This window comes from Saccharopolyspora karakumensis, assembly GCF_004349225.1.
Lineage (GTDB): Bacteria > Actinomycetota > Actinomycetes > Mycobacteriales > Pseudonocardiaceae > Saccharopolyspora > Saccharopolyspora endophytica.
Window position 1 is genome coordinate 41,922 of sequence record NZ_SMLA01000007.1, and the last position, 19,663, is coordinate 61,584.

Annotated in this window: 18 protein-coding genes; 5 read left to right on the top strand and 13 right to left on the bottom strand. The window is 71.4% G+C overall.

The features are described from left to right. Positions 1-41 precede the first annotated feature (41 nt). Positions 42-686: a GTP cyclohydrolase II gene (locus tag E1202_RS06985; protein ID WP_132681737.1), complete on the top strand. Its 645-nt coding sequence runs from the start codon at positions 42-44 to the stop codon at positions 684-686. Here E1202_RS06985 and E1202_RS06990 read toward each other — a convergent pair whose 3' ends face one another. The 9 genes from E1202_RS06990 to E1202_RS07030 all read right to left on the bottom strand — a co-directional run bounded on the left by E1202_RS06990 (position 687) and on the right by E1202_RS07030 (position 11,364). After that, positions 687-2,162, bottom strand: coding sequence for an MFS transporter (locus E1202_RS06990; protein ID WP_132681738.1), 1,476 nt, complete (start codon positions 2,160-2,162; stop codon positions 687-689). Between the two features lie 142 nt (positions 2,163-2,304). Then, entirely contained in the window at positions 2,305-3,801 is a 1,497-nt protein-coding gene (locus E1202_RS06995; RefSeq protein ID WP_132681739.1) for an arylsulfotransferase family protein, read from the bottom strand. Between the two features lie 224 nt (positions 3,802-4,025). Continuing rightward, positions 4,026-4,682, bottom strand: coding sequence for a sulfotransferase family protein (locus tag E1202_RS07000; RefSeq protein ID WP_132681740.1), 657 nt, complete (start codon positions 4,680-4,682; stop codon positions 4,026-4,028). A gap of 32 nt (positions 4,683-4,714) precedes the next feature. Next, positions 4,715-5,983 (bottom strand): sulfate adenylyltransferase subunit 1, encoded by a 1,269-nt coding sequence (locus tag E1202_RS07005; protein ID WP_132681741.1) that lies wholly within the window; start codon positions 5,981-5,983, stop codon positions 4,715-4,717. Then, the gene (cysD, locus tag E1202_RS07010) at positions 5,983-6,885 is read right to left on the bottom strand and encodes a sulfate adenylyltransferase subunit CysD (RefSeq protein WP_132681742.1); all 903 of its coding nucleotides are present in this window, start codon (positions 6,883-6,885) and stop codon (positions 5,983-5,985) included. Before cysD ends, E1202_RS07005 begins: the two co-directional genes overlap by 1 nt. Further along, the gene (locus E1202_RS07015) at positions 6,885-7,637 is read right to left on the bottom strand and encodes a 3'(2'),5'-bisphosphate nucleotidase CysQ (RefSeq protein ID WP_132681743.1); all 753 of its coding nucleotides are present in this window, start codon (positions 7,635-7,637) and stop codon (positions 6,885-6,887) included. Before E1202_RS07015 ends, cysD begins: the two co-directional genes overlap by 1 nt. Continuing rightward, positions 7,634-8,515: a sulfite exporter TauE/SafE family protein gene (locus tag E1202_RS07020; protein WP_132681744.1), complete on the bottom strand. Its 882-nt coding sequence runs from the start codon at positions 8,513-8,515 to the stop codon at positions 7,634-7,636. The genes E1202_RS07015 and E1202_RS07020 overlap by 4 nt, the downstream gene beginning before the upstream one ends. Further along, complete coding sequence (cysC, locus tag E1202_RS07025) at positions 8,500-10,002, bottom strand: adenylyl-sulfate kinase (RefSeq protein WP_235877808.1); 1,503 nt, start codon at positions 10,000-10,002, stop codon at positions 8,500-8,502. The genes E1202_RS07020 and cysC overlap by 16 nt, the downstream gene beginning before the upstream one ends. Before the next feature lie 420 nt (positions 10,003-10,422). Beyond that, positions 10,423-11,364: a nitroreductase family protein gene (locus E1202_RS07030; protein WP_132681745.1), complete on the bottom strand. Its 942-nt coding sequence runs from the start codon at positions 11,362-11,364 to the stop codon at positions 10,423-10,425. A gap of 219 nt (positions 11,365-11,583) precedes the next feature. Here E1202_RS07030 and E1202_RS07035 point away from each other — a divergent pair, with 219 nt between their 5' ends. Next, on the top strand, positions 11,584-11,982 hold the full coding sequence (locus tag E1202_RS07035) for a DoxX family protein (RefSeq protein ID WP_132681746.1): 399 nt from the start codon (positions 11,584-11,586) through the stop codon (positions 11,980-11,982). Between the two features lie 7 nt (positions 11,983-11,989). Here E1202_RS07035 and E1202_RS07040 read toward each other — a convergent pair whose 3' ends face one another. Further along, positions 11,990-13,228, bottom strand: a complete 1,239-nt coding sequence (locus E1202_RS07040; RefSeq protein ID WP_235877818.1) for a cytochrome P450 — start codon at positions 13,226-13,228, stop codon at positions 11,990-11,992. A 92-nt stretch (positions 13,229-13,320) separates the two neighbouring features. Here E1202_RS07040 and E1202_RS07045 point away from each other — a divergent pair, with 92 nt between their 5' ends. Further along, a complete protein-coding gene (locus tag E1202_RS07045) occupies positions 13,321-14,181 on the top strand; it encodes an alpha/beta fold hydrolase (protein ID WP_132681747.1) in 861 nt (286 codons plus the stop codon). On the opposite strand, the gene E1202_RS07050 is transcribed toward E1202_RS07045, so the two are convergent. Beyond that, entirely contained in the window at positions 14,150-15,280 is a 1,131-nt protein-coding gene (locus E1202_RS07050; protein ID WP_132681748.1) for a methyltransferase, read from the bottom strand. The genes E1202_RS07045 and E1202_RS07050 overlap by 32 nt on opposite strands. A gap of 243 nt (positions 15,281-15,523) precedes the next feature. Between E1202_RS07050 and E1202_RS07055 the strand changes: the two genes are divergently transcribed. Together E1202_RS07055 and E1202_RS07060 are read left to right on the top strand one after the other, a co-directional pair. Next, positions 15,524-16,873 (top strand): sulfatase-like hydrolase/transferase, encoded by a 1,350-nt coding sequence (locus tag E1202_RS07055; protein ID WP_165943761.1) that lies wholly within the window; start codon positions 15,524-15,526, stop codon positions 16,871-16,873. Positions 16,874-16,885: 12 nt separating this feature from the next. Then, positions 16,886-17,272 (top strand): YchJ family protein, encoded by a 387-nt coding sequence (locus E1202_RS07060; protein ID WP_132681750.1) that lies wholly within the window; start codon positions 16,886-16,888, stop codon positions 17,270-17,272. 18 nt (positions 17,273-17,290) lie between these two features. On the opposite strand, the gene E1202_RS32780 is transcribed toward E1202_RS07060, so the two are convergent. Together E1202_RS32780 and E1202_RS07070 are read right to left on the bottom strand one after the other, a co-directional pair. Further along, positions 17,291-18,712: an amino acid ABC transporter permease/ATP-binding protein gene (locus tag E1202_RS32780; protein WP_132681751.1), complete on the bottom strand. Its 1,422-nt coding sequence runs from the start codon at positions 18,710-18,712 to the stop codon at positions 17,291-17,293. Continuing rightward, the gene (locus E1202_RS07070) at positions 18,667-19,599 is read right to left on the bottom strand and encodes a transporter substrate-binding domain-containing protein (protein ID WP_132681752.1); all 933 of its coding nucleotides are present in this window, start codon (positions 19,597-19,599) and stop codon (positions 18,667-18,669) included. Before E1202_RS07070 ends, E1202_RS32780 begins: the two co-directional genes overlap by 46 nt. Positions 19,600-19,663 lie beyond the last annotated feature (64 nt).

Here is a 19,663-nt window from a genome sequence, read left to right on the forward strand (position 1 = left end):
CCGAGCGTAATGACAGCTGGACGAGGTGACGAGAGGGCCGGATGCACGAGCGAGCCGTCAGGCGCGAGGACACCATCCGTGACGAGGACGTCGCCGAATCGCAGTTGGCGACGCGACGCGCGAATTTCCGCTGCATCGCTTTCCGCGACCCGGTCGACGGGGTCGAGCACTTGGCGCTGGCCCTCGGTTCGGCGACCGAGGACGTGCTGGTGCGGATCCACTCGGAATGCCTCACCGGCGACGTCTTCGGGGCGCTGCGCTGCGAGTGCGGTGATCAGCTCCACCTGGCCCTGGACCGGATCGCCGACGAGGGCTCCGGGGTGCTGGTCTACCTGCGCGGGCAGGAGGGCCGCGGCATCGGCCTGGTGGCGAAGGTGCGCACCCAGGTCCTGCAGGACTCGCGGGGACTGGACACCGTGGACTCGGCGACCGCCCTCGGCTATCCGGTCGACACCCGCGACTACGGTCCGGCGGCGAGGCTGTTCCGGCGGCTCGGGGTGCGCTCGGTCCGGCTGCTGTCGAACAACCCGGACAAGGTCCGCGCGCTGGAGACCTCCGGCGTCGCCGTCGTGCGCCGCCTTCCGCTGCTGGCCCCGGCCAACGAGCACAACCTCGGCTACCTCACCTCCAAGCGCGACCGGCTCGCCCACGACCTGCCGCAGATCGCCGCGCGCGTCCTGGAGTGATCAGCTCGCCCGCCACGGGCCGCCGCGCGCCAGCGACAGGACGAATCCCGACAGCGCGGCGAGACCGGTCGCTGCCACGGCCACCGCGAAACCGGTGCGCACGGCCGGATCGTCGGCGTCCGCCGCGTAGGAGGCCACCCCGGAGGAGCCCAGCCAGGTGGTCAGGATCAGCAGCGCGACGGCGGTTCCGGCGGCTTGAGCGCTGTTGAACAGCATCGAGCGGATCCCGTTGGCCACGGCGCGGCGATCGCTGCTGACACCGGCCATGATCGAGCCCGTGTTGGGGGCGGTGAACAGCCCCGTTCCGCCGCCGATGAGCCCCAGCCACACCGCCATCAGCACCAGCGGCGCACCGGGTGTCGCCAGCTGACCCGCCAGTCCGGCGGTGCCGAGCACGACCAGCAGCGCACCGAGGCTGGAGAGGGTTCGCGCCGACCAGCGCGAGGACAACCGTCCGCTCAGCGGCGCGCACAGCATCATCAGCAGCGCCAGCGGCATCACCACGAAGCCGGCCTCCAGCGCCGTGCGGTGCTCGACCATCTGCTGGTGCAGGCCGACCAGGACCACGACTCCGGCGCGGCAGAAGGAGTTGAAGAACGCGGCGCCGTAGGCCTGGCCGCGTCCGGGGCGGCGCACCAGCTGGAAGTCCAGCAGCGGAGCCGAGATCCGCAGCTCCACCAGCACGAACGCCGTCAGCAGCGCGATGCCCAGCAGGATCGCCGCCGCCACCCGGAGGTCGGTCGCGCCCCACGGCCCGATGCGGTTGATGCCGAACAGCAGGACGGCCAGGCCCGAGCTGGAGAGCACCGCTCCGGCGACGTCGAAGCGCTCCCGCGGTCCGCGTGCGCGCGGGATCTTCGGCAACAACCTCGCACCCAGCACCACGGCCAGGACCCCGATGGGGACGTTGACCAGGAACAACGCGTGCCAGTCGGCGAAGGTCACCAGCAGCCCGCCCAGCGCGGGCCCGATCATCTGCGCGATCGACGCGGCGGTGATGTTCAGGCTCAGACCGCGCACGAGGCGGTCCGGCGGGAAGACGTCGGTGAGGATCGCGGTCGTGTTGGTGACGGTGGTGGCCGCCGCGACGCCCTGCAGCACCCGCAGCAAGATGAGCACGGTGGCGTTGGGCGCGAGCGCGCACAGAAGGCTGATCACGGTGAAGGACACGAGACCGGCGAGGTAGATCGTCCGCCGCCCCAGCATGTCGGAGATGCGGCTGAACACCAGGATCGACGCGGTGTTGCTGAGCATGAACGCCACCAGGAACCAGTCCGCGGTGGCGGCCGGAACCTGGAAGGACGCCGACAACGCGGGCAGCGCCAGGTTCAGCGAAGTGGCGTTGACCAGCACCAGCATCAACCCGAGCGTGGTCACCCCGAGCGCCCGCCGACACCGGCGGCGAACCTCCCGCTCGTCGTCGGCCTGTGGAACCGCTGCATCGCGTCCGCTCGCGTCCTGTCGGCGCCTGGTCACGATCAGCACTCCTTCGGGTCTAAATCATCCTAACCCTCCTTCCGATTCATCCTGGTCACGGCCATCTCCTGGTGCACCACCCGGCGGTTTCAGTCCGAACCGTCCTCTTCGCCCGGTCAGTTCGGACCTGAACCGCCCTCGCTCACGCGACCTGGACGGCCGCCGACCTTCCCAGCACCGCTCCGCTTCCGGCGAGGGCTTCCACCGCTGCGAAGGCGTGGGCGCCCTGCACGTCGATCTTGGTCTCGAACCCGGCCTTGGGGGCATCGGAGACCGGGGTGAGGTTCTGCTCGTCGGGGCCCGCGAGGACTCGCCAGGCGGTCACCTCGGTGGCCCCGTTCCAGCTGGCGTAGACGCTGGTCACCCCGTCGCCCGGCTTGCCAGCGACCGCCGGGGCGTCGGTGGGCTTGCCGACCCACTGGGCGCGGTAGGCGCGGTAGGAACCCATCGACTCCGCGAAGCGGCCGTGGAACAGCACCTCGTTGTTCGGGCCGAACTCGCTGAAGTACGGCTTGCCGCCCCAACCCACGAACATGTGACCGTTGGGCAGCATCTGGGCGTTGCCCTGGTTGGGTGCCAGCAGGCCCTCCGGGCTCTCCGCGCTGCGCAGCAGGGTCGCCGTCTTGGCCGCCTCGTCGACGTTGAGCGTCATGCCGCGCGACTTGCCGCGCCCCGCAGCATCGGCGTTGTCGAACAGGCTGATCGAACCGTCCGCGTGCCGGCGGACGTCGTGCTGCCAGGCGAAGGCCGCGTCGTCACCCATCGTGAAGTCGCTCTTGCGGCCGCACAGCCGCCACGTCACGTCACCGCTGCGGCGATCGATGCGGTAGACGGCGTGCGTGCAGCGCGCCGAGATGAGCAGCGCGTCGCCGTCCTCGCAGATCGCGTTGAGGTGGATGTAGTCGTGGAACGCCTCCGGGTCCTCGGGGACCGGGTAGAACGACTCGTCCAGGCCGACGTGCTCCAGGCTGTTCCACTCGAAGATCAGCTCACCGGAGGCGATGTCGATCTCCTGCACGACGTTCTCGAGGACCTTCGAGTTCGGTTGCCCGCCAACGGACGTCGTGTCCACCCGCACCTCGCGGTAGGCGAGCAGCAACGCCGTGCCCTGCGGCGTGATGATGAACTCGTGCAGATCACCGGTCAGCCCGTTGACCGGCGCGACCTCGGCGATGCGGGTGTAGGTCTCGTCCAGGACCACGAACTTGCCGTGGCCGAACCCGGGCGGCACCACGACCTTGCCCTCCCAGAACGTCAGCACCGGTTTCCCCTGGTACTGCTGGACCTTCAGGTCGAAGTTCACGCCCTCGGTCGCCGGGCCGAACCAGACCGCCTGCCCGGTGTCGTCCATCAGCATCGAGCCCGGCTGGATGGGCGCGCGCGGCGCGGGCGCGTTGACGTCCATGGTGCTCGCACCGGTGGGCGTGAGCAGCACGTGCCCCGGCTCGGTGCCCGCGGCCGGGGTGATGATCTCCATCAGCGGCGGGTGCAGGTCAGGACGGCTGATCAGGTCAGCACCCAGGACAGCGGCGGACGGCCGGGGCGCGGCCTGCGCCGTGCCCGATAACGCCGCGGGAACCAGCGGCGCCGCGGCCAGCATCCGCAGCACCGATCTGCGGTCCAACTCGTTGGCGGACATAGGTCTCCTCGAAGAGGCTCGAACTGTTCATGTGTGCGGCGAAGCCGCTGTTCCAGGTGCGGGACTCAGCCTGCACCGCCGCGGGTTCTTCAGCGGCTTCGTGGCGAGTACGCCGCGACGCCGTGTATTGGCATACATCAGGAGTGGCGCACGGAGACCACGAAGCCGCTCAGGTTCCGCTACCCGCACCGCCACGCAAAGAAAAAATCCTCGAACGCTTTCGATCAGGATTCGAACGGTGAGGTGAACTTGCCCTCCCGCTGGGTCTTCTCGACCAGGTCGCGGATCGAGCCGGAGTCGTTGACGTGCGGGAAGGCCTCCTCGGGGACGGGGACGTCGAGGAACTCGCACAGCCGGTCCCAGCCCTCGCCGACCTTGTAGACCAGCAGCCGGTCGGCCGGAACGGCTTCCCGCACGGCGACGTTGTGCGCTTCGAAGACCTTGATGGCGTGCTCGCGGTCGTCGAAGCGGCCGTCGAAGGTGCCGTTCCAGATCATCCGCTCGATGGTCGGCCGCATCTTGGTGCTGAAGTCGTCGTCGGCCGGGGGCTCCTGCACGAACTGGTAGATCGTGTTGAAAACGCTGTCGTACCAGCGCTCCGGGTCGCGGACGGTGAGCAGCACCTTCGCGTCCGGGTAGAAGTCCATGAGCTCGCGCCAGAACGTGCAGCCCGGCCAGTCCACGGTGGACTCGAAGCCGCCGAGCACGGTCTCCCAGTCGTCGACCTCCCCGTCCAGCGCGCGGTCCCAGTCCTTCGCGCGTTCGGGCTGCGCGATGACCTCGAACATGTGGTAGCACGGCGCGAAGCCGAGGTGCTCCAGCGCCGCCTTCATCGACGCGGTTCCCGTCCGGCCGAAACCGGCTCCGATGATCTTGACCATTCTCGCTCCTTCGTCGTGCCGTTCAGGTCTTCTCAGCGCGCGTCGGTGATCAGGACGGCACCGACCGTCGCATGGCTGGACTCGTCGATGAGCACCGCTCCCCCGGTGAACCTGTTGCGCTCGTAGGGATCGCAGAACACCGGTTGCGCGAGCCGCACGGTGATCTCGCCGATGTCGTTGAGCTCCAGCGAATCGGCCGGCCCGCGCTCCAAGGTGGTGACGTCGAGCCGTTCGCGGACCTCGGTGACGATCGCCTTGACCACGCGGGTGGTGTGCTTGAGCAGCAACCGGGCGCCCGGGGTGAGCGGCGACTTCGGCGACATCCAGCACACCGAGGCCGTCAGCTCCTCGGCCGTGGTCGGGGGCTGGTCGACCGCGCAGAGCAGGTCGCCGCGGCCGACGTCGATGTTCTCGGCCAGCCGCAACGCCACCGACTGCGGCGCCTGACCGCGTTCCAGCTCCCCGTCGGCGGTGTCGACGGCGACCACGCGGCTGCGCATCCCGGAGGGCAGGTGCAGCACCTCCTGCCCGGGCGCGATCGATCCGCCCGCGATCTGGCCCGCGTAACCCCGGTAGTCCTGCTCCTGCGCGCGGATCGCGTACTGCACCGGCAGCCGGAACAGGCCCGTCTCGTCGACGACCTCGACCTGCTCCAGGTGCTCCAGCAGCGACGGCCCGGCGTACCAGGGCATCGCCGCGGAGCGGTCCACGACGTTGTCGCCGCGCAGCGCCGAGATCGGGATCGCGGTGACCTCGCGCAGGTCCAGCCGCTCGGTGAAGGCCGCGAACTGCCCCGTGATGGCGCGGAAGACGGACTCGTCGTAGTCGACCAGGTCCATCTTGTTCACCGCCAGCACCAGCTGCGGCACGCGCAGCAGGCCGGCCAGCACCGCGTGCCTGCGGCTCTGCTCGGTCAGCCCGTTGCGGGCGTCGACGAGCACGATCGCCAGGTCCGCGGTGGAGGCACCGGTGACCATGTTGCGGGTGTACTGGGCGTGGCCGGGCGTGTCGGCGATGATGAACGCCCGCCGCGCGGTCTCGAAGTAGCGGTGCGCGACGTCGATGGTGATGCCCTGCTCGCGCTCGGCGCGCAGCCCGTCGGTGAGCATCGCCAGGTCGAGCTGCTCGTCCCCGCGCTCCTTGCTGGCCACCTCCAGCTGTTCGAGCTGGTCGGCCAGCAGCGACTTCGAGTCGTGCAGCAGCCGTCCGATCAGGGTCGACTTGCCGTCGTCGACGGCGCCCGCGGTGGCGAAGCGCAGCAGGCTGTCGGCCGGGGCGAAGACCGGTTCGGTGGTGGTCATCAGAAGTATCCCTCCCGCTTGCGGTCCTCCATCGCCGCCGCGCTGGTGCGGTCGTCGGCGCGGGTCTGGCCGCGCTCGGAGATCCTGGTCGCGGCGATCTCGGCGATCACCTCGGACACCGTCGCCGCCGTCGACTCCACGGCACCGGTGCAGGTCATGTCACCGACGGTGCGGAACCGCACGGACCACTCGACGAGCGGCTCGTCGGCGCCGCGCGGCAGGAACGGGTTGTCGGCCAACAACATCCCGTCGCGCTCGAAGACCTTGCGGTTGTGCGCGAAGTACAGCGACGGCAGCTCGACGTCCTCGTGATCGATGTAGGTCCACACGTCGCGCTCGGTCCAGTTCGACAGCGGGAAGGCGCGCACGTTCTCGCCGGGGTGGATCAGCCCGTTGTAGAGGTTCCACAGCTCCGGGCGCTGGTTGCGCGGATCCCACTGTCCGAAGGTGTCGCGGAAGGAGAGCATGCGCTCCTTGGCGCGGGCGCGTTCCTCGTCCCGGCGGGCGCCGCCGAACAGCGCGTCGAAGCGGTGCTCGGCGATGGCCTCCAGCAGCGAGGCCGTCTGCAGCCGGTTGCGGCTGGTCAGGCCCTCGGGTTCGACGGTGCGTCCGGCGTCGATGGACTCCTGCACCGAAGCGACCACCAGGCGCACACCGAGTTCGGCGACCCGGCGGTCCCGGAAGTCGAGGACTTCCTCGAAGTTGTGACCGGTGTCGACGTGCAGCACGGGGAACGGGATCGGTGCCGGGGCGAACGCCTTCTCCGCGAGCTTGAGCAGCACCGCGGAGTCCTTGCCCCCGGAGAACAGCAGCGCAGGGCGGTCGCGCTCGGCGACCACCTCGCGGATGAGGTGCACCGCCTCGGATTCCAGTACGTCCAGACGAGACAGCCCGGCGAGCATCAGCGACTCCCCTCGATTCGGTCGGACAGGGCGGCGAGCAGGTCCACTGCCAGCTCGCGGCGGCAGACCAGCAGGTCGGGCAGCCACGGGTCGGGGCGGTCGTAGACGAGTTCGGTGCCGTCGAGGCGGCTGGTGTGCAGTCCTGCGGCACGGGCGACGCCGACCGGGGCTGCGCTGTCCCACTCGTACTGGCCGCCGCCGTGCAGGTAGGCGTCGACCTCGCCGAGGACCACGGCGGTGATCTTGGCGCCCGCCGACCCCATCGGGACCAGGTCGGCACCGATCTCAGCGGCGATCGCGGTGACGAACTCCGGTGGCCTGCTGCGGCTGACCGCGATGCGCGGGCGCTCGATGGCGCGCGTGGGCTGCTTCGGCGGTTCGCCCGTGTGCAGCACGATGCCCTGGGCGGGCAGCGCGACGGCGGAGGCGATGACCTCGTGGCGTTCGGCGAGCGCGACGTGCACGGCCCAGTCGGCGCGGCCGGGTTCGGTGAACTCGCGCGTGCCGTCGAGCGGGTCGACGACCCAGACGCGTTCTCCCGGAACGCGTTCCGGTCCGGCCACGCCGTGCTCGGACAGCACCGGGTCGGCCGGGCGTTCCTGCGCGAGCGCCTCGACGAGCAGCTGGTGGGCCGCGGCGTCACCGGCGTCACCGAGCGCCCGGGGCTCGGCCGCGGACCCCCCTCGCAGCTCGACCAGGCGCTCGCCCGCTCGCCGCGCCAGCCGCGCGGCCAGCTCGTGGTCGTCGCTCACCCCACTACCTCCCTGTGATCACTCGCGACGGTCTCCCGCCGCGACGACATCGCGTTGCGCAGCGGTGGAATCACCGCACCGAGCAGCACGACCAGCAGTCCCGCCGACACTCCCGGCAGGACGTCGGTGCCGACCATGATCAGCCCGGTGGTCACCAGCATCCCACCGAGCAGCACCCGCACCGGACGGTCGGGAACCCGGGCGGAGATCAGCGATCCCACCAGCACGCCGGGGATCGATCCCGCCAGCAGCGACCCGACCAGTCCGATGTGGACATCACCGGCGAACAGGTGGCCGATCGCCGAGACCAGCACCAGCGGCACCGCCTGGACGAGGTCGGTGCCGACCAGCCGCGCCGAGCTCAGCCCGCGGTTGAGCAGCAGCAGGACCACGATGATGATCGACCCCGAGCCCACCGAGGTGGTGCCCACCACCAGGCCGGCGACCGCGCCGAGCAGCACCGTGGGTACCAGCCGCACCCACGTTCCGTCCGATGTGGAGGGTCGGCGCGAGAGCAGCATCCGGGCGAACAGCGTGATCGCGGCCAGCAGCACCGCGCCGCCCACGATCTCCTTGAGCACCGATTCGGCCCCGCTGCCCAGCGATCCCGCCAGCAACGACCCGGCCGCCGCGCACGGCAGCGAACCCAGGCACAGCCAGCCGACCAGCTTGGGCTGCACCGTGCGACGCCGCAGGTGCACCGCCGCGCCCAGCGGTTTCATCACCGCCGCGGCCACCAGGTCCGAGGACACCGCGGCCAGCGGTGGCACGCCGAAGACCAGCGTCAGCAGCGGCATCGTCAGCGCACCGCCGCCCATGCCGGTCACGCCCACCATCAGGCCGGTGAGCAGCCCCGTCGCCGCTACACCGAGGTCCACGACCGCACCCAGCCCCGCTCGCGCAACAAGGCCACGACACGCCCCACGGCCTCGTCCTGCGACAGCTCGGAGGTGTCCAGGACGAGGTCCGCGTCGTCGGGGACCTCGTAGGGAGCGGAGACGCCGGTGAACTCCGGCAGCGACCCGTTGCGCGCCTTGCGGTAGAGGCCCTTGCGGTCGCGCCGCTCGCACTCCCCCAGCGGCGTGGCCACGTGGACCAGCACGAACCCGCCCGCCTCGTGGACCATGCGGCGCACCGCGTCCCGGTCTGCGTGGTAGGGCGCGATGGGCGCGCAGATCGCCGCGCCGCCGTGGCGGGTGACCTCGGCGGCGACGTAGCCGATGCGCCGGACGTTGCGGCTGCGGTCCTCGGCGGAGAACCCCAGGCCCTCGCACAGCGTCCGGCGGACCACGTCGCCGTCGAGCAGCGTCACCGCGCGGTGGTCGTGCCTGCTGAGCTCGTCGCGCAGCGCCCGGGCCAGCGTCGACTTGCCCGCGCCGGACAGGCCGGTGAACAGGACGGTGAACCCGCGCGCCGTCAGCGGCGGGTGGAGCCTGCGCTGCTGCTCGGCGATGGCGGGGGTGGTGAACCAGCGGGGCAGTTCCGCGCCGCTGTCGAGGAGCTCGCGCAGGCCTTCGTCGCTGAGTCCGGGGCGGCTCTCGGCGGGGGCGACCTGCGCGGCGGGACGCCAGCGGTCGGCGTGGTCGCGCACCACCTCCGGCGGTTCGAGCACCTGGACGGGGGCCTGTTCGAAGGGGCCGTCCGAGAGCAGGTGGGTGGCGCCGTAGGCGGCGGCGACGTGCGCGGCGAGCAGGGCGTCGCGCTTCGGGTCGGCGCGGCGCACCAGCGGGACCGGGACGATCGTGGTGCCCTCGGGCAGTTCCGGACGGGCGGCCAGCACCGACTGGACCAGCGCTTCCGGACGCGGACCGGTCATGCGGGGCAGGATCAGGACGTGCGCTTCGAGCTCGGCGGCCAGCTGGCGGATCTGGGCGAGCTCGCGGTGGTGCAGCGGGGCTTCGGGCAGCACGCCGAGCACGGTTCCGGCCGGCAGCGCGGCCCGGACCCACTCGGCGGGCGGGCGCATCCGGCGCAGCACTCCGGTGGGTTCCTCGGCTGCCGCCAGCGGGCCGGCCGGGTGCGCGCCGGTCTCGTCGGACCACGGGGATTCGTTGCGGATCACCGCGACCGGGGCGCCTTCGACGTCGCGCAGCTCGATCTCCTCGGCCGCGGCGACCTCGTCGGGGGCCGTCAGGGTGATCGGCTCGGGCCAGGGCACGTCGGCGTCGAGGCGCTGACGGGTGCGCACCGACTCGACCTCGTCGGCGGTGAGGAATCCGCGCAGCGGCGGGAAAGCGCCGTCGAGGAGCAGCTCGACATCGGACAGCTCGGCGGGTTCGGGAACCCAGATCGCGCGGCGTTGCGGACCGGCGGAGATCTCCGTGCTCCCGCCCGGACGATCGGCATCCGTTCCGTTCGCGCTCACAGGCACCTCTGTCCTCTGATCGAGGGACGAACCGGTCCATCCCGTGGGACATCTGGATCCATACGGTGGCCGACCGCCCCCGGACGGAGAAGCCCGGTGACCATTACTCGCCAGTTCTGATTTTTCCCAGGAGGAGAACCGAATTCAGGCCGGGCCACCTGCCAAAACCCGACAAACCTCGCCCTCCGGGACAGCAACGGAACCAGGGGACGCGCGCACGGAGGAACGCGCACCGGCGCACAGCCGATGTGAACGGAGGATCACCTTCCGTTCACAGAACCCGCGGATCTTCCCGTTTTTCCGAGCGCGATGGGGCCCGGCGGCGGGCGGTCTTGGCCCGACCCGAGCGGGCAGACGTCGATCGTGGGCGGTTCCGACCAGAACAGCCCACGATCACCGGACGCGAGACCCCGGTGGGGCTCAGAAGCCCTTCGGGTAGCCGAAGCGCATGATCGCCTGGGGGATGAGCGAGGTGCCGAGGCGTTCGGCGAGCCCCGTGCGGACCTCCGGCACGTGCAGCGGCTGGGTCATCATCGACACCGACAGCCCGGAACCGGTGGCCTCCAGCCACGCCCGCTCGACGGCCTGACCCGCGCGCAGGTGGTCGATCGCGCGGTCGCCGCGCGTGCCCACCAGCAGCACGGCTTCCTCGCGGAGGAGCCGCGCCAGGACGGGCTCGTCGGGCACGCGCGTGGTCACGGCGGTCAGCCCGGCCGCCGCCAGGCCGTCCAGCCCCTCGGACTCGGTCCGCAACCGCGTGCCCTCGGGCGTCACCCACACGGCCAGCTCGCGGGTGTAGCCGGCGTCGGCCTGGAACGCGGTGGCCGACCGGCTCAGCATCCCCGCGACCTCGGCGGCCTCGGCGTCGGAGTTGATCCAGCGCCCGCCGCCGCGGGCGCCCGCGGCGGCGTCCCAGATCTTCTCGCGGAGCAGCTCCGGCACCGGCTTGCCCGAGAACGGCTCCCGGTGGCTGCGGCGCTCCGGGATCTCGCGAGCCCAGGTCGCCTCCCTCGGGCTCGGGTCAGCGGGCTCACCGGCGTTGACCGCCGCCGAGACCAGACCCCCGGAGGCTCCGAGCTCGACCTGCGCGCTCCACCCCAGGCTCCGCACGGCCAGCACCAGGTTCATCACCGCCGCACCGCACGAGATGCGCTGGTCACGGCCCTCCTGATCGTGCTGCATCCGCCGCGCCGGGTCCTCGCGGAGCACCGCGGTGCGCTGGTGCAGCGTCAAGGACCAGGGCCGGCTGTTGTGGACCGACGGAGCCCGCGAGACCGCCTCGCCGAGCTCCCCGATCTCCGCGGGCGACCACTCGACCTCCGGTGCCCGAACGTCAGTGCGAGCCCTCTCCGCGACGCCCATCTGATTCCTCCCCCGACTGGATCCGTCCTGGTCAGGACGGCACGGTCGCCGAGCGCACCGCGCCCCGACCGCCTCCGAGACTCCTGGTCACCAGAGGTCCCCGCACAGGGGACAAAGTCCCGCCCATTCGGACACCGCGCCCAATCCGGCCAGGTCGCGAGCGGTGGGTGTGACCTATCTCGTCCCCCGCGCCCGGCCAGGTCAACTATGTTCGGCGGCATGACCTCACGCCCGGCACCGCTGGACCTCCCGATCGTCGGACTCGCCGCGCTGTTCGCCACCTCCGGGACGTTGCACCTGGTCAGGCCCCAGATCTTCGAGCCGCTGATCCCGTCCGCGCTGCCCGCTCCCCGCCGAGTCGTGGAGGTCTCCGGAGTCGCCGAGCTGGCGTGCGCCGCCGGGCTGCTGCACCCGCGCACCCGCGGTGCCGCCGGGCTCGCCGGCGCCGCGCTGCTCGCCGCCGTCTTCCCCGGCAACGTCAAGATGAGCGTGGACGCGGGCAAGCGCGCGAAGCGCAAGGGCGGAGCGGCGCCGGCGGCGTTCTTCGCCGGCACCGTCGCCCGGCTGCCGGTGCAGTGGCCGATGATCCGCACCGCGCTGCGCGCCGCCGGTCGCTGAAGCCGGCTCAGAACGCGCAGGGAAGTTCCAGCACCCCGTTGACGAAGCTGGTCCGCTGGCGGACCGGTTCGGCGGTGGCGTGGATGTCGGGCACCCGTGTGAACAGCTCCCGCAGCATCAGGGCGATCTCGCGCCGCGCCAGGTGCGCGCCCAGGCAGAAGTGCGGCCCGCGCGAGCCGAAACCGAGGTGCGGGTTGGGGTTTCGCGTGATGGTGAACCGGTACGGGTCGACGAAGACGGTCTCGTCCCGGTTGGCCGACACGTAGTACATGATCAGCCGGTCACCGGTGCGGAAGCGGTGGCCGACCAGGTCCACGTCGCGGGTCGCGGTGCGCCGCATCCAGTTGACCGGTGTCGCGTAGCGGACGACCTCCTCGATCGCGGCGGGCATCCGCTCGTCGAGGTCGGACAGCAGCAGGTCGCGCTGCTCCGGGTGGTCGGTGAACAGCGTCAGCGCGTGCGAGAGCGCGTTGCGGGTCGTCTCGTTGCCGGCGACCACCAGCAGCACGAAGAACTTGCCCAGGTCGGCGTCGCTGAGCGCTTCGCCGTCGACGTCGCCGTGGACCATCGCGGTGACGATGTCGTCGGCCGGGTTCGCCCGCCGGTCGCGGGCGATCTCGCCCATCAGCTCGTGCATGAACCGCGCGCTGTCGACCAGCACCGCCGCCCGGGGCTTCCCGCTCGGGTCCTGGTGGTCGGGGTCTCCGATGGCGGCGATGATCGCGTTGGTCGCCTCGACGACCTCCGGCCGGGCGGATTCGGGAACGCCCATCATCCGGCACACGATCTCCAGGGGCATCGGCATGGCGACCTCGGAGACGAAGTCGCACGGCCCCCGCTGCACCAGCGCGTCGACGATCTCGGTGGCCAGCCGGGCGACGTCGTCGGTCGCCCTGGCGATCATCCTCGGTGTGAAGGCGCGGGCGACGATGCGGCGCAGCCGCGCGTGTCGCGGGTCGTCCATGCTCATCATCGAGCCCAGCAGCCCGGACACCTCCGGCGGCGGGTCGTCGAGCCCGACGGCGATGGGCTCCGAGCTGAACGCCTGCGGGTTCCGGCTGGCCTCGGCGATCTGGTCGTAGCGGGTGATCGCGTAGAAGCCGGGGCCGTCGTCGCGCGGGCAGAACACGGGTTCGTCGGCCGCGCGGAGCGCCGCGAACGTCCTGTCCCGCTCAGAGCGAGGCTCGGCCCAGAAATCGAGGTCGGAAAGATCGATCGTGGTCATCATGTCTCCCAAGTCGATCACCGACGCTAGGTTCCCCCGCTTGCACTCGGCTTTCACCGGCCGGATCGATCCACCATCGCCGCGGGCCTTCCCAGCGGTTAACGTCGCCGGTCATGACCCCTCGCGAGCGCACCGTCTCCCTCCCTACCCACGACGTCGGGGTCCTGGAGTGGGGTCCGGTGGACGGTGAACTCCTGGTGGCGCTGCACGGTTTTCCCGACACCGCGTGGACGTGGCGCGCGGTCGCTCCGCTGCTCGCCGAGGCCGGGTACCGGGTGGTGGCGCCGTTCCTGCGCGGCTACGCGCCCTCGGACGTCCCGGTCGACGGCGACTACTCGGTGAGCGCGCTCGCCGCCGACGCCGTCGCGCTGCACGAGCGCCTGGGCGGCGACTCCTCGACCGCGCTGATCGGCCACGACTGGGGCGCGATCACCGCGGGCGCGCTGGCCGCCGACCGGTCCTCGCCCTACGGGCGCGCGGCCCTTCTGGCGGTGCCTCCGCTGGCCTGGATGAACCCGACCCGGGCGGTGGCCCGGACCTGGCTGTCGGGGCTGGCCAGGCAGCCGCTGCACTCCTGGTACATCGCCTACAACCAGGTCCCCGGACTGGCCGAGCGGAACTTCACCCGGCTGGCCCGGCGCCTGTGGCGGACGTGGTCACCGGGCTACGACGCCACCGACGACCTCGACCACCTCGCGCGCGCCGTTCCCGACCAAGCGCGGGCGAAGGCCGTCGTGTCCTACTACCGCGCCCTGGCCTCGCGCGGCAGCCGAGCGGCGCTCGCCGAACCCCGGAGCCCGCTGCTCTACCTCCACGGCGACCGGGACGGCGCGATCGACCCGCGCTTCTTCGCGGTCGCGCGGTCGCGCACCGCACCTCCGTCGCGCGCCGCGCTGCTGTCCGGGGCGGGTCACTTCCTGCAGCTGGAGAAGCCGGACGAGGTCACCGGCCACCTGCTGGACTTCCTGCGCTGAGCCGCCACAGGGACGTGATCTCGTCCCGCCGCGCCTGGTGCAGCGGGTCGGTGGTGTCCGACGCCTTGGGGTGGCTCGGCGCGGTGTCGTAGCGGTCCCGCACGTCCAGTCCCGCGGCGGCGATGCGGTCGAGCAGTGCGGCGCGGGTCCGCAGGCCCAACCGTTCGGCGAGGTCGGAGAGCACCAGCCAACCCTCGCCACCGGGGTTGAGGTGCTCGCGGAGGCCGTCGATGAACCGGTGCAGCATGTCCGAATCCTGGTCGTAGACACCGAGTTCCAGCGCCGAGGTGGGTCGTGCCGGGATCCAGGGCGGGTTGCACACGACGACGTCGGCACGTCCGCTCGGCCAGAGGTCGGCCTCCTCGACCGTCACCCGCTCGGCGAGGCCGAGCCGGTGGATGTTGGCGCGGGCGCACACCACGGCCCGGGGGTTGATGTCGGTGGCCACCACGCGCGCGCCGCGCCTGCAGAGAACCGCTGCGAGCACGCCGGTTCCGGTTCCCAGGTCGAAGGCGACAGGGGGCTCGACCGGAAGCGGCGCTTCGGCGACGAGATCCACGTACTCGCTGCGGACGGGCGCGAAGACGCCGTAGTCGGGGTGGATCCGCTCGCCGAGCGCGGGAACCTCCACGCCCTTGTCGTGCCACTGGTGAGCGCTGACCACTCCGAGCAGTTCGGGCACGGACACGCACATCGGTTCGCCGGTGGGCGGGCCGTAGGCGTGCAGGCACGCCTCGCGCACGTCGGGTGCGCGCTCCAGCGCCAGCGTGTGGTCGGGCTCCAGCACCAGCAGCACCCGGCCGAGCAGTTCAGCCCGCTCGGCGCGCGCGGCGCGGTGCGCGCGGAACAGCGACGCGGCGTCGCCCTCGGGCGCGGGACGGCGGCGCAGGCGGCGGTCCAGGTCCTGCACGAGACGACGTGCCGCGTGGAAGTCGCCGCGCCAGAGCATGGCGGTGCCCGCCTCGGCGGTGCGGTGGGCGGCTTTCGCCGTGGTGCGGTCGTCGACGACGACAACGCTGGCCGGCGCGGGGGCCGAGTTCTCGGAGTGCCAACGGGCGGAGTTCGATGATCCGTTCTCGGACCAGCTGATCGTGGTCATTGCGTGCTCCTGCGGGGACGAAGGTGCCTCGGGTCGGGCAGCTCTTCGTCGCAGGAGCGGCGATCACCTCGAACCATGTCCGTGACCACGGCCGATCCCTCGTCGAGTCGGGCAATCGTCTCACACCTGCCGCCCGCGCTGGGCCAGACGATCGGTCTTCGTGCGCTGACCGGGTGGCAAGACCGGGAAAGCCGCCCTCTTCCAGGGAGAATCAACACCGCGACCGCGTCAGGGGGTGCTGACATGTCCGGTGCGCTTTCGGGGTCACGACCGAACATCGTGCTCATCGTTCTCGACGACCTGGGCTACGGCGATCTGAGCTGGTACGGCTCGCCGATCGGCACGCCGCGGGTGGACGCCGTCGCACGCGCGGGGATGACCTTCCGGCAGGCCTACGCCGGGGCCCCGATCTGCACCCCGTCGCGGACCGCGCTGCTGACCGGCCGCTACGCGCAGCGCGTCGGCCTGCCGCAGGTGCTGTGGCCGGAGGAGGACCGCGGGCTGCCGGAGTTCGAGCACACGGTCGCCGAGGCGATGCGGGCGGCCGGGTACGCCACCGGCGTCTTCGGCAAGTGGCACCTGGGCGATCCGCGGCTCACCGGCAACCCGTGGGACGCGCGGCCCCGGTTCCTGCCGTCCTCGCACGGGTTCGACCACTTCTGCGGGATCCCCTACAGCAATGACCAGGGGTGGGGCGACCAGCAGTGGCTTCCGCTGTACCGGGGCGATGCGGTGGCGGTGGACAACGTCAACACCGAGCAGGGGCAGGAGCGCCTGGCGGGCGAGTACACCGACGCCGCGATCGCGTTCATCCGGAGGAGCGTCGCGCGGCAACTGCCCTTCTTCGCCTACGTCCCGCACAGCTGCGTGCACCAGCCGTTCCACGTGCCCGAGGAGACCGGTGGCACCGACGGCCGCTACCCCGACGTCGTCCGCGAGGTCGACCGGCAGGTGGGCAGGCTCCTCGACGAGCTGCGCGCGCTGGAGCTGGTGGAGTCCACGCTGGTCATCGTCACCAGCGACAACGGGCCGTGGTTCGAGGGCACCACCGGCGGGTTGCGGGGCCGCAAGACCGATCCGTTCGAGGGCGGTATCCGGGTGCCGTTCGTGGTCCGCTGGCCCGGCCGGGTCCCCGTCGCCGAGAACCGGTACCCGATCTCGTTCGTCGACGTGCTGCCGACGCTGATCGACCTGGCCGGTGCTCCCCCGCCTCCCGCGGATCGGCCCCTCGACGGCATCAGCATCGCTCCCGCGCTGGCGGGCGAGGCGATGCCGCGCGGTCGCACGCTGTACTTCTACGGCGACCTGGAGGAAGGTCCCACGGGCGAGGTCGACCCGGACTGGGTGTGGAACGTCGCCGCCGCGCGCCAGGACAAGTGGAAGCTGCTGTGGCCCGCGACGGTCTGGCCGGAGCTGGGTCGCGAGATGCTGTTCGACCTCGAGACCGATCCCGGCGAGTCCACCGACGTCGCCGCCGCCCACCCGCTGATCCGGGATTCGCTGGCCCAGCGCGCCCGCATCTTCAACGACGAGATCCTGCGCGGGCGGGCAGCCGCGATCGAGCGCACCCGGCGGCACCGGGCGGGTGGATGAGAAACTTCCTAGGTGAGCGTGAAGGATCTGTGCCCCTGCGGACTCGGCGAGCCCTACGGCCGGTGCTGCGGACCGCTGCACGCCGGTGAGCGCGAAGCGGCCACGGCCGAGCAGCTGATGCGCTCGCGCTACTCGGCGTTCGCCGTCGGCGACGCCGACCACCTGCTGCGCACCTGGCACCCGAAGACGCGCCCGGCGGAGCTCGACCTCGACCCGGCGCAGCGCTGGCTGCGCCTGGAGATCCTGAGCCGCACCGGAGGCGGTCCCTTCGACACCGAGGGAACGGTGGACTTCCGCGCCCTCTACCGCCTCGACGGTGCGACCGGGTCGCTCACCGAGCACAGCCGGTTCACGCGCCGCGGCAAGTCATGGCTCTACGTCGACGGCGACCACGACTGAGCAGCGTCCCTGCGACGCTCAGCCCGCCTCGAGGATCCTGCTGAGGAAGCGGCGGGTCCTGTCCTCCCTGGGATCGCCGATGACCTCGTCGCTGGTCCCCTTCTCGACGATCACCCCTTCGTCGAGGAAGAGCACCTGATCGGCCACCTGACGGGCGAAGCGGATCTCGTGCGTGACGATCACCGTGGTCCAGCCCTGCGAGGCGAGGTCTTTGATCACCGCCAGCACCTCGCCCACCAGCTCCGGGTCCAGCGCCGAGGTGGGCTCGTCGAACAGCACGACCTTCGGCCTCAGCGCGAGCGCCCGCGCGATGCCGACCCGCTGCTGCTGCCCGCCGGAGAGCTGGAACGGGTAGGTGTCGCCCCGGTCGCCCAGACCGACCTGGTCGAGCAGCGCGCGGGCCTCGGCGGCGACCTCCTCGCGAGGGCGCCGCTGCGCGATGACGGGTCCTTCGACGACGTCCTCCAGGACCGTGCGGTGCGGGAACAGGTTGTGGGCCTGGAACACCATCCCGCTCTGCCCGCGCAACCGCTCGGTCTCCCGGCGTCCGGCCCTGCCGGTCGCGAGCCCGGCGAAGTCGACCTCGACGTCGTCGATGGCGACGACACCGCGTTCCGGGACCTCCAGTGCGTTGAGCGACCGCAGCAGCGTGGACTTGCCCGAGCCCGAGGCGCCCAGGACCACGGTCGAAGTGCCGGCCGGGGAGTCGAAGTCGATGCCGCGCAGGACGTGCCGGTCGCCGAAGGACTTCTCCAGCCCACGGACGCGGATGCGGGGGGTGTGCTCGGTTTCGGTCATCGGGCCACGTACCTGTCCAGTCGCGTTTTCCAGTCGTTTCTGCGCCGCCGACAGCGCCACGCAGATCACCCAGTAGTACAGCCCCGCGAACGCGTACAGCGCGAGGAACTCGTTGCTCTCCGCCGCTGCCAGCTGCGATTCGCGGAACAGCTCGGTCAGCAGCACCACCGAGCCCAGCGAGGTGTCCTTCAGCAGCGACAGCAAGGTGTTCGACAGCGGCGGGACGGCGGTGCGGGTGGCCTGCGGCAGGATGATCCGGCGCGGGGTCTGCGGGTAGTTCAGCCCGATCGTCGCGGCCGCCTCGAACTGCCCCTTCGGCACCACCAGGATCGCCGAGCGCACCACCTCGGCGGCGTAGCCGGCGACGTTGAGGCTGAAGGCGATGACCGCGGCGGTGAACGGCGGGAACTTCACGCCCAGCTGCGGCAGCCCGTAGAAGACGATGAACAGCTGGAGCAGCAGCGGCGTTCCCCGGATGATCGAGATGAACGCCCGGGCCAGCCCGGAGAGCACCCGGTAGGTCGAGATCCGCGCCAGCGCGACGAGCAGCGCCAGCGCCAGCCCGATCGCGAAGCTCAGCGCCGTGAGCGGGAGGGTCACCTGCACCCGGCCGACGAACATCGGCCACGCGGTGTTGCGCACGACTTCCCAGGTGGACAGGTGATCGCGTCCCTGCGACAGGTCTGCGCTGCCGCCGTCGGGGACCGAGACGTCGGCCTTGAAGTACTTCTCGGAGATGCCGCGCAGCGTGCCGTCGGCCTTGAGCGAGCTGATCGCCCGGTTGGCCTCGTCGAGCCGCTCGCGGTCGTCCTGCCGGAAGGTGAGGACCTGCTCGCTGGTCTCCGAACCGGCCTTGCCGCGACCTCGACGTCACCCGATCCGGTGCTCGCTTGGTAGTCGAGCACGGCGATGTTGTCGTTGACGATCGCGTCGACCCGGCCCTGGGTGAGCAGCGCCGCGGCCTGGGCGAAGCCTTCGACGGTCTCCACCCGGGCACCGGCGTCGCGGGCGGTGTCCGCCCAGTTGCTGGTGGCCGATTCGGCGGTGACCTTGTCCTGGAGGTCGTCGAGGGTCTTGATGCTCTCGTCGCCGGTGCGCCGGACGATCACGCCGTGGGAGTAGGTGTAGGTGTCGGACAACCCGTACTTGGCCGCGCGTTCGGCGTTCTTGGAGACCTGGTTGGCCACGACGTCGATCCGGCCGGAGTCCAGCGCGGGGAACACCGCGTCCCACTGGGTTTCGACGAACTCCAGCCGCCAGCCGGCGCGCTCGGCGATCGCCTCCACGACCTCGATGTCGTAGCCGGTGAGCGCACCCGATCGGGGGTCGTGGAACGAGAAGGGCGGGTAGAGGCCCTCGGTTCCCACTCTGATCACGGGTCGCCCGGCGTCCTGCGCGGCGGCGACACCGGCCTGCGCGGGCACGACGACCAACAACGTCAGCAACAGCAGCGCGCACCTGAGCGCATGCCGCTTCGGCCACTCCTCACCGTCCACAGTGCTCGGTTCGAGCACCGCGGAGGGGAGCATACGACCACCGCCACGACACCGCTTCAAGATCCATTATGTGGGAGCCGGGAATCCGCACCCTCCC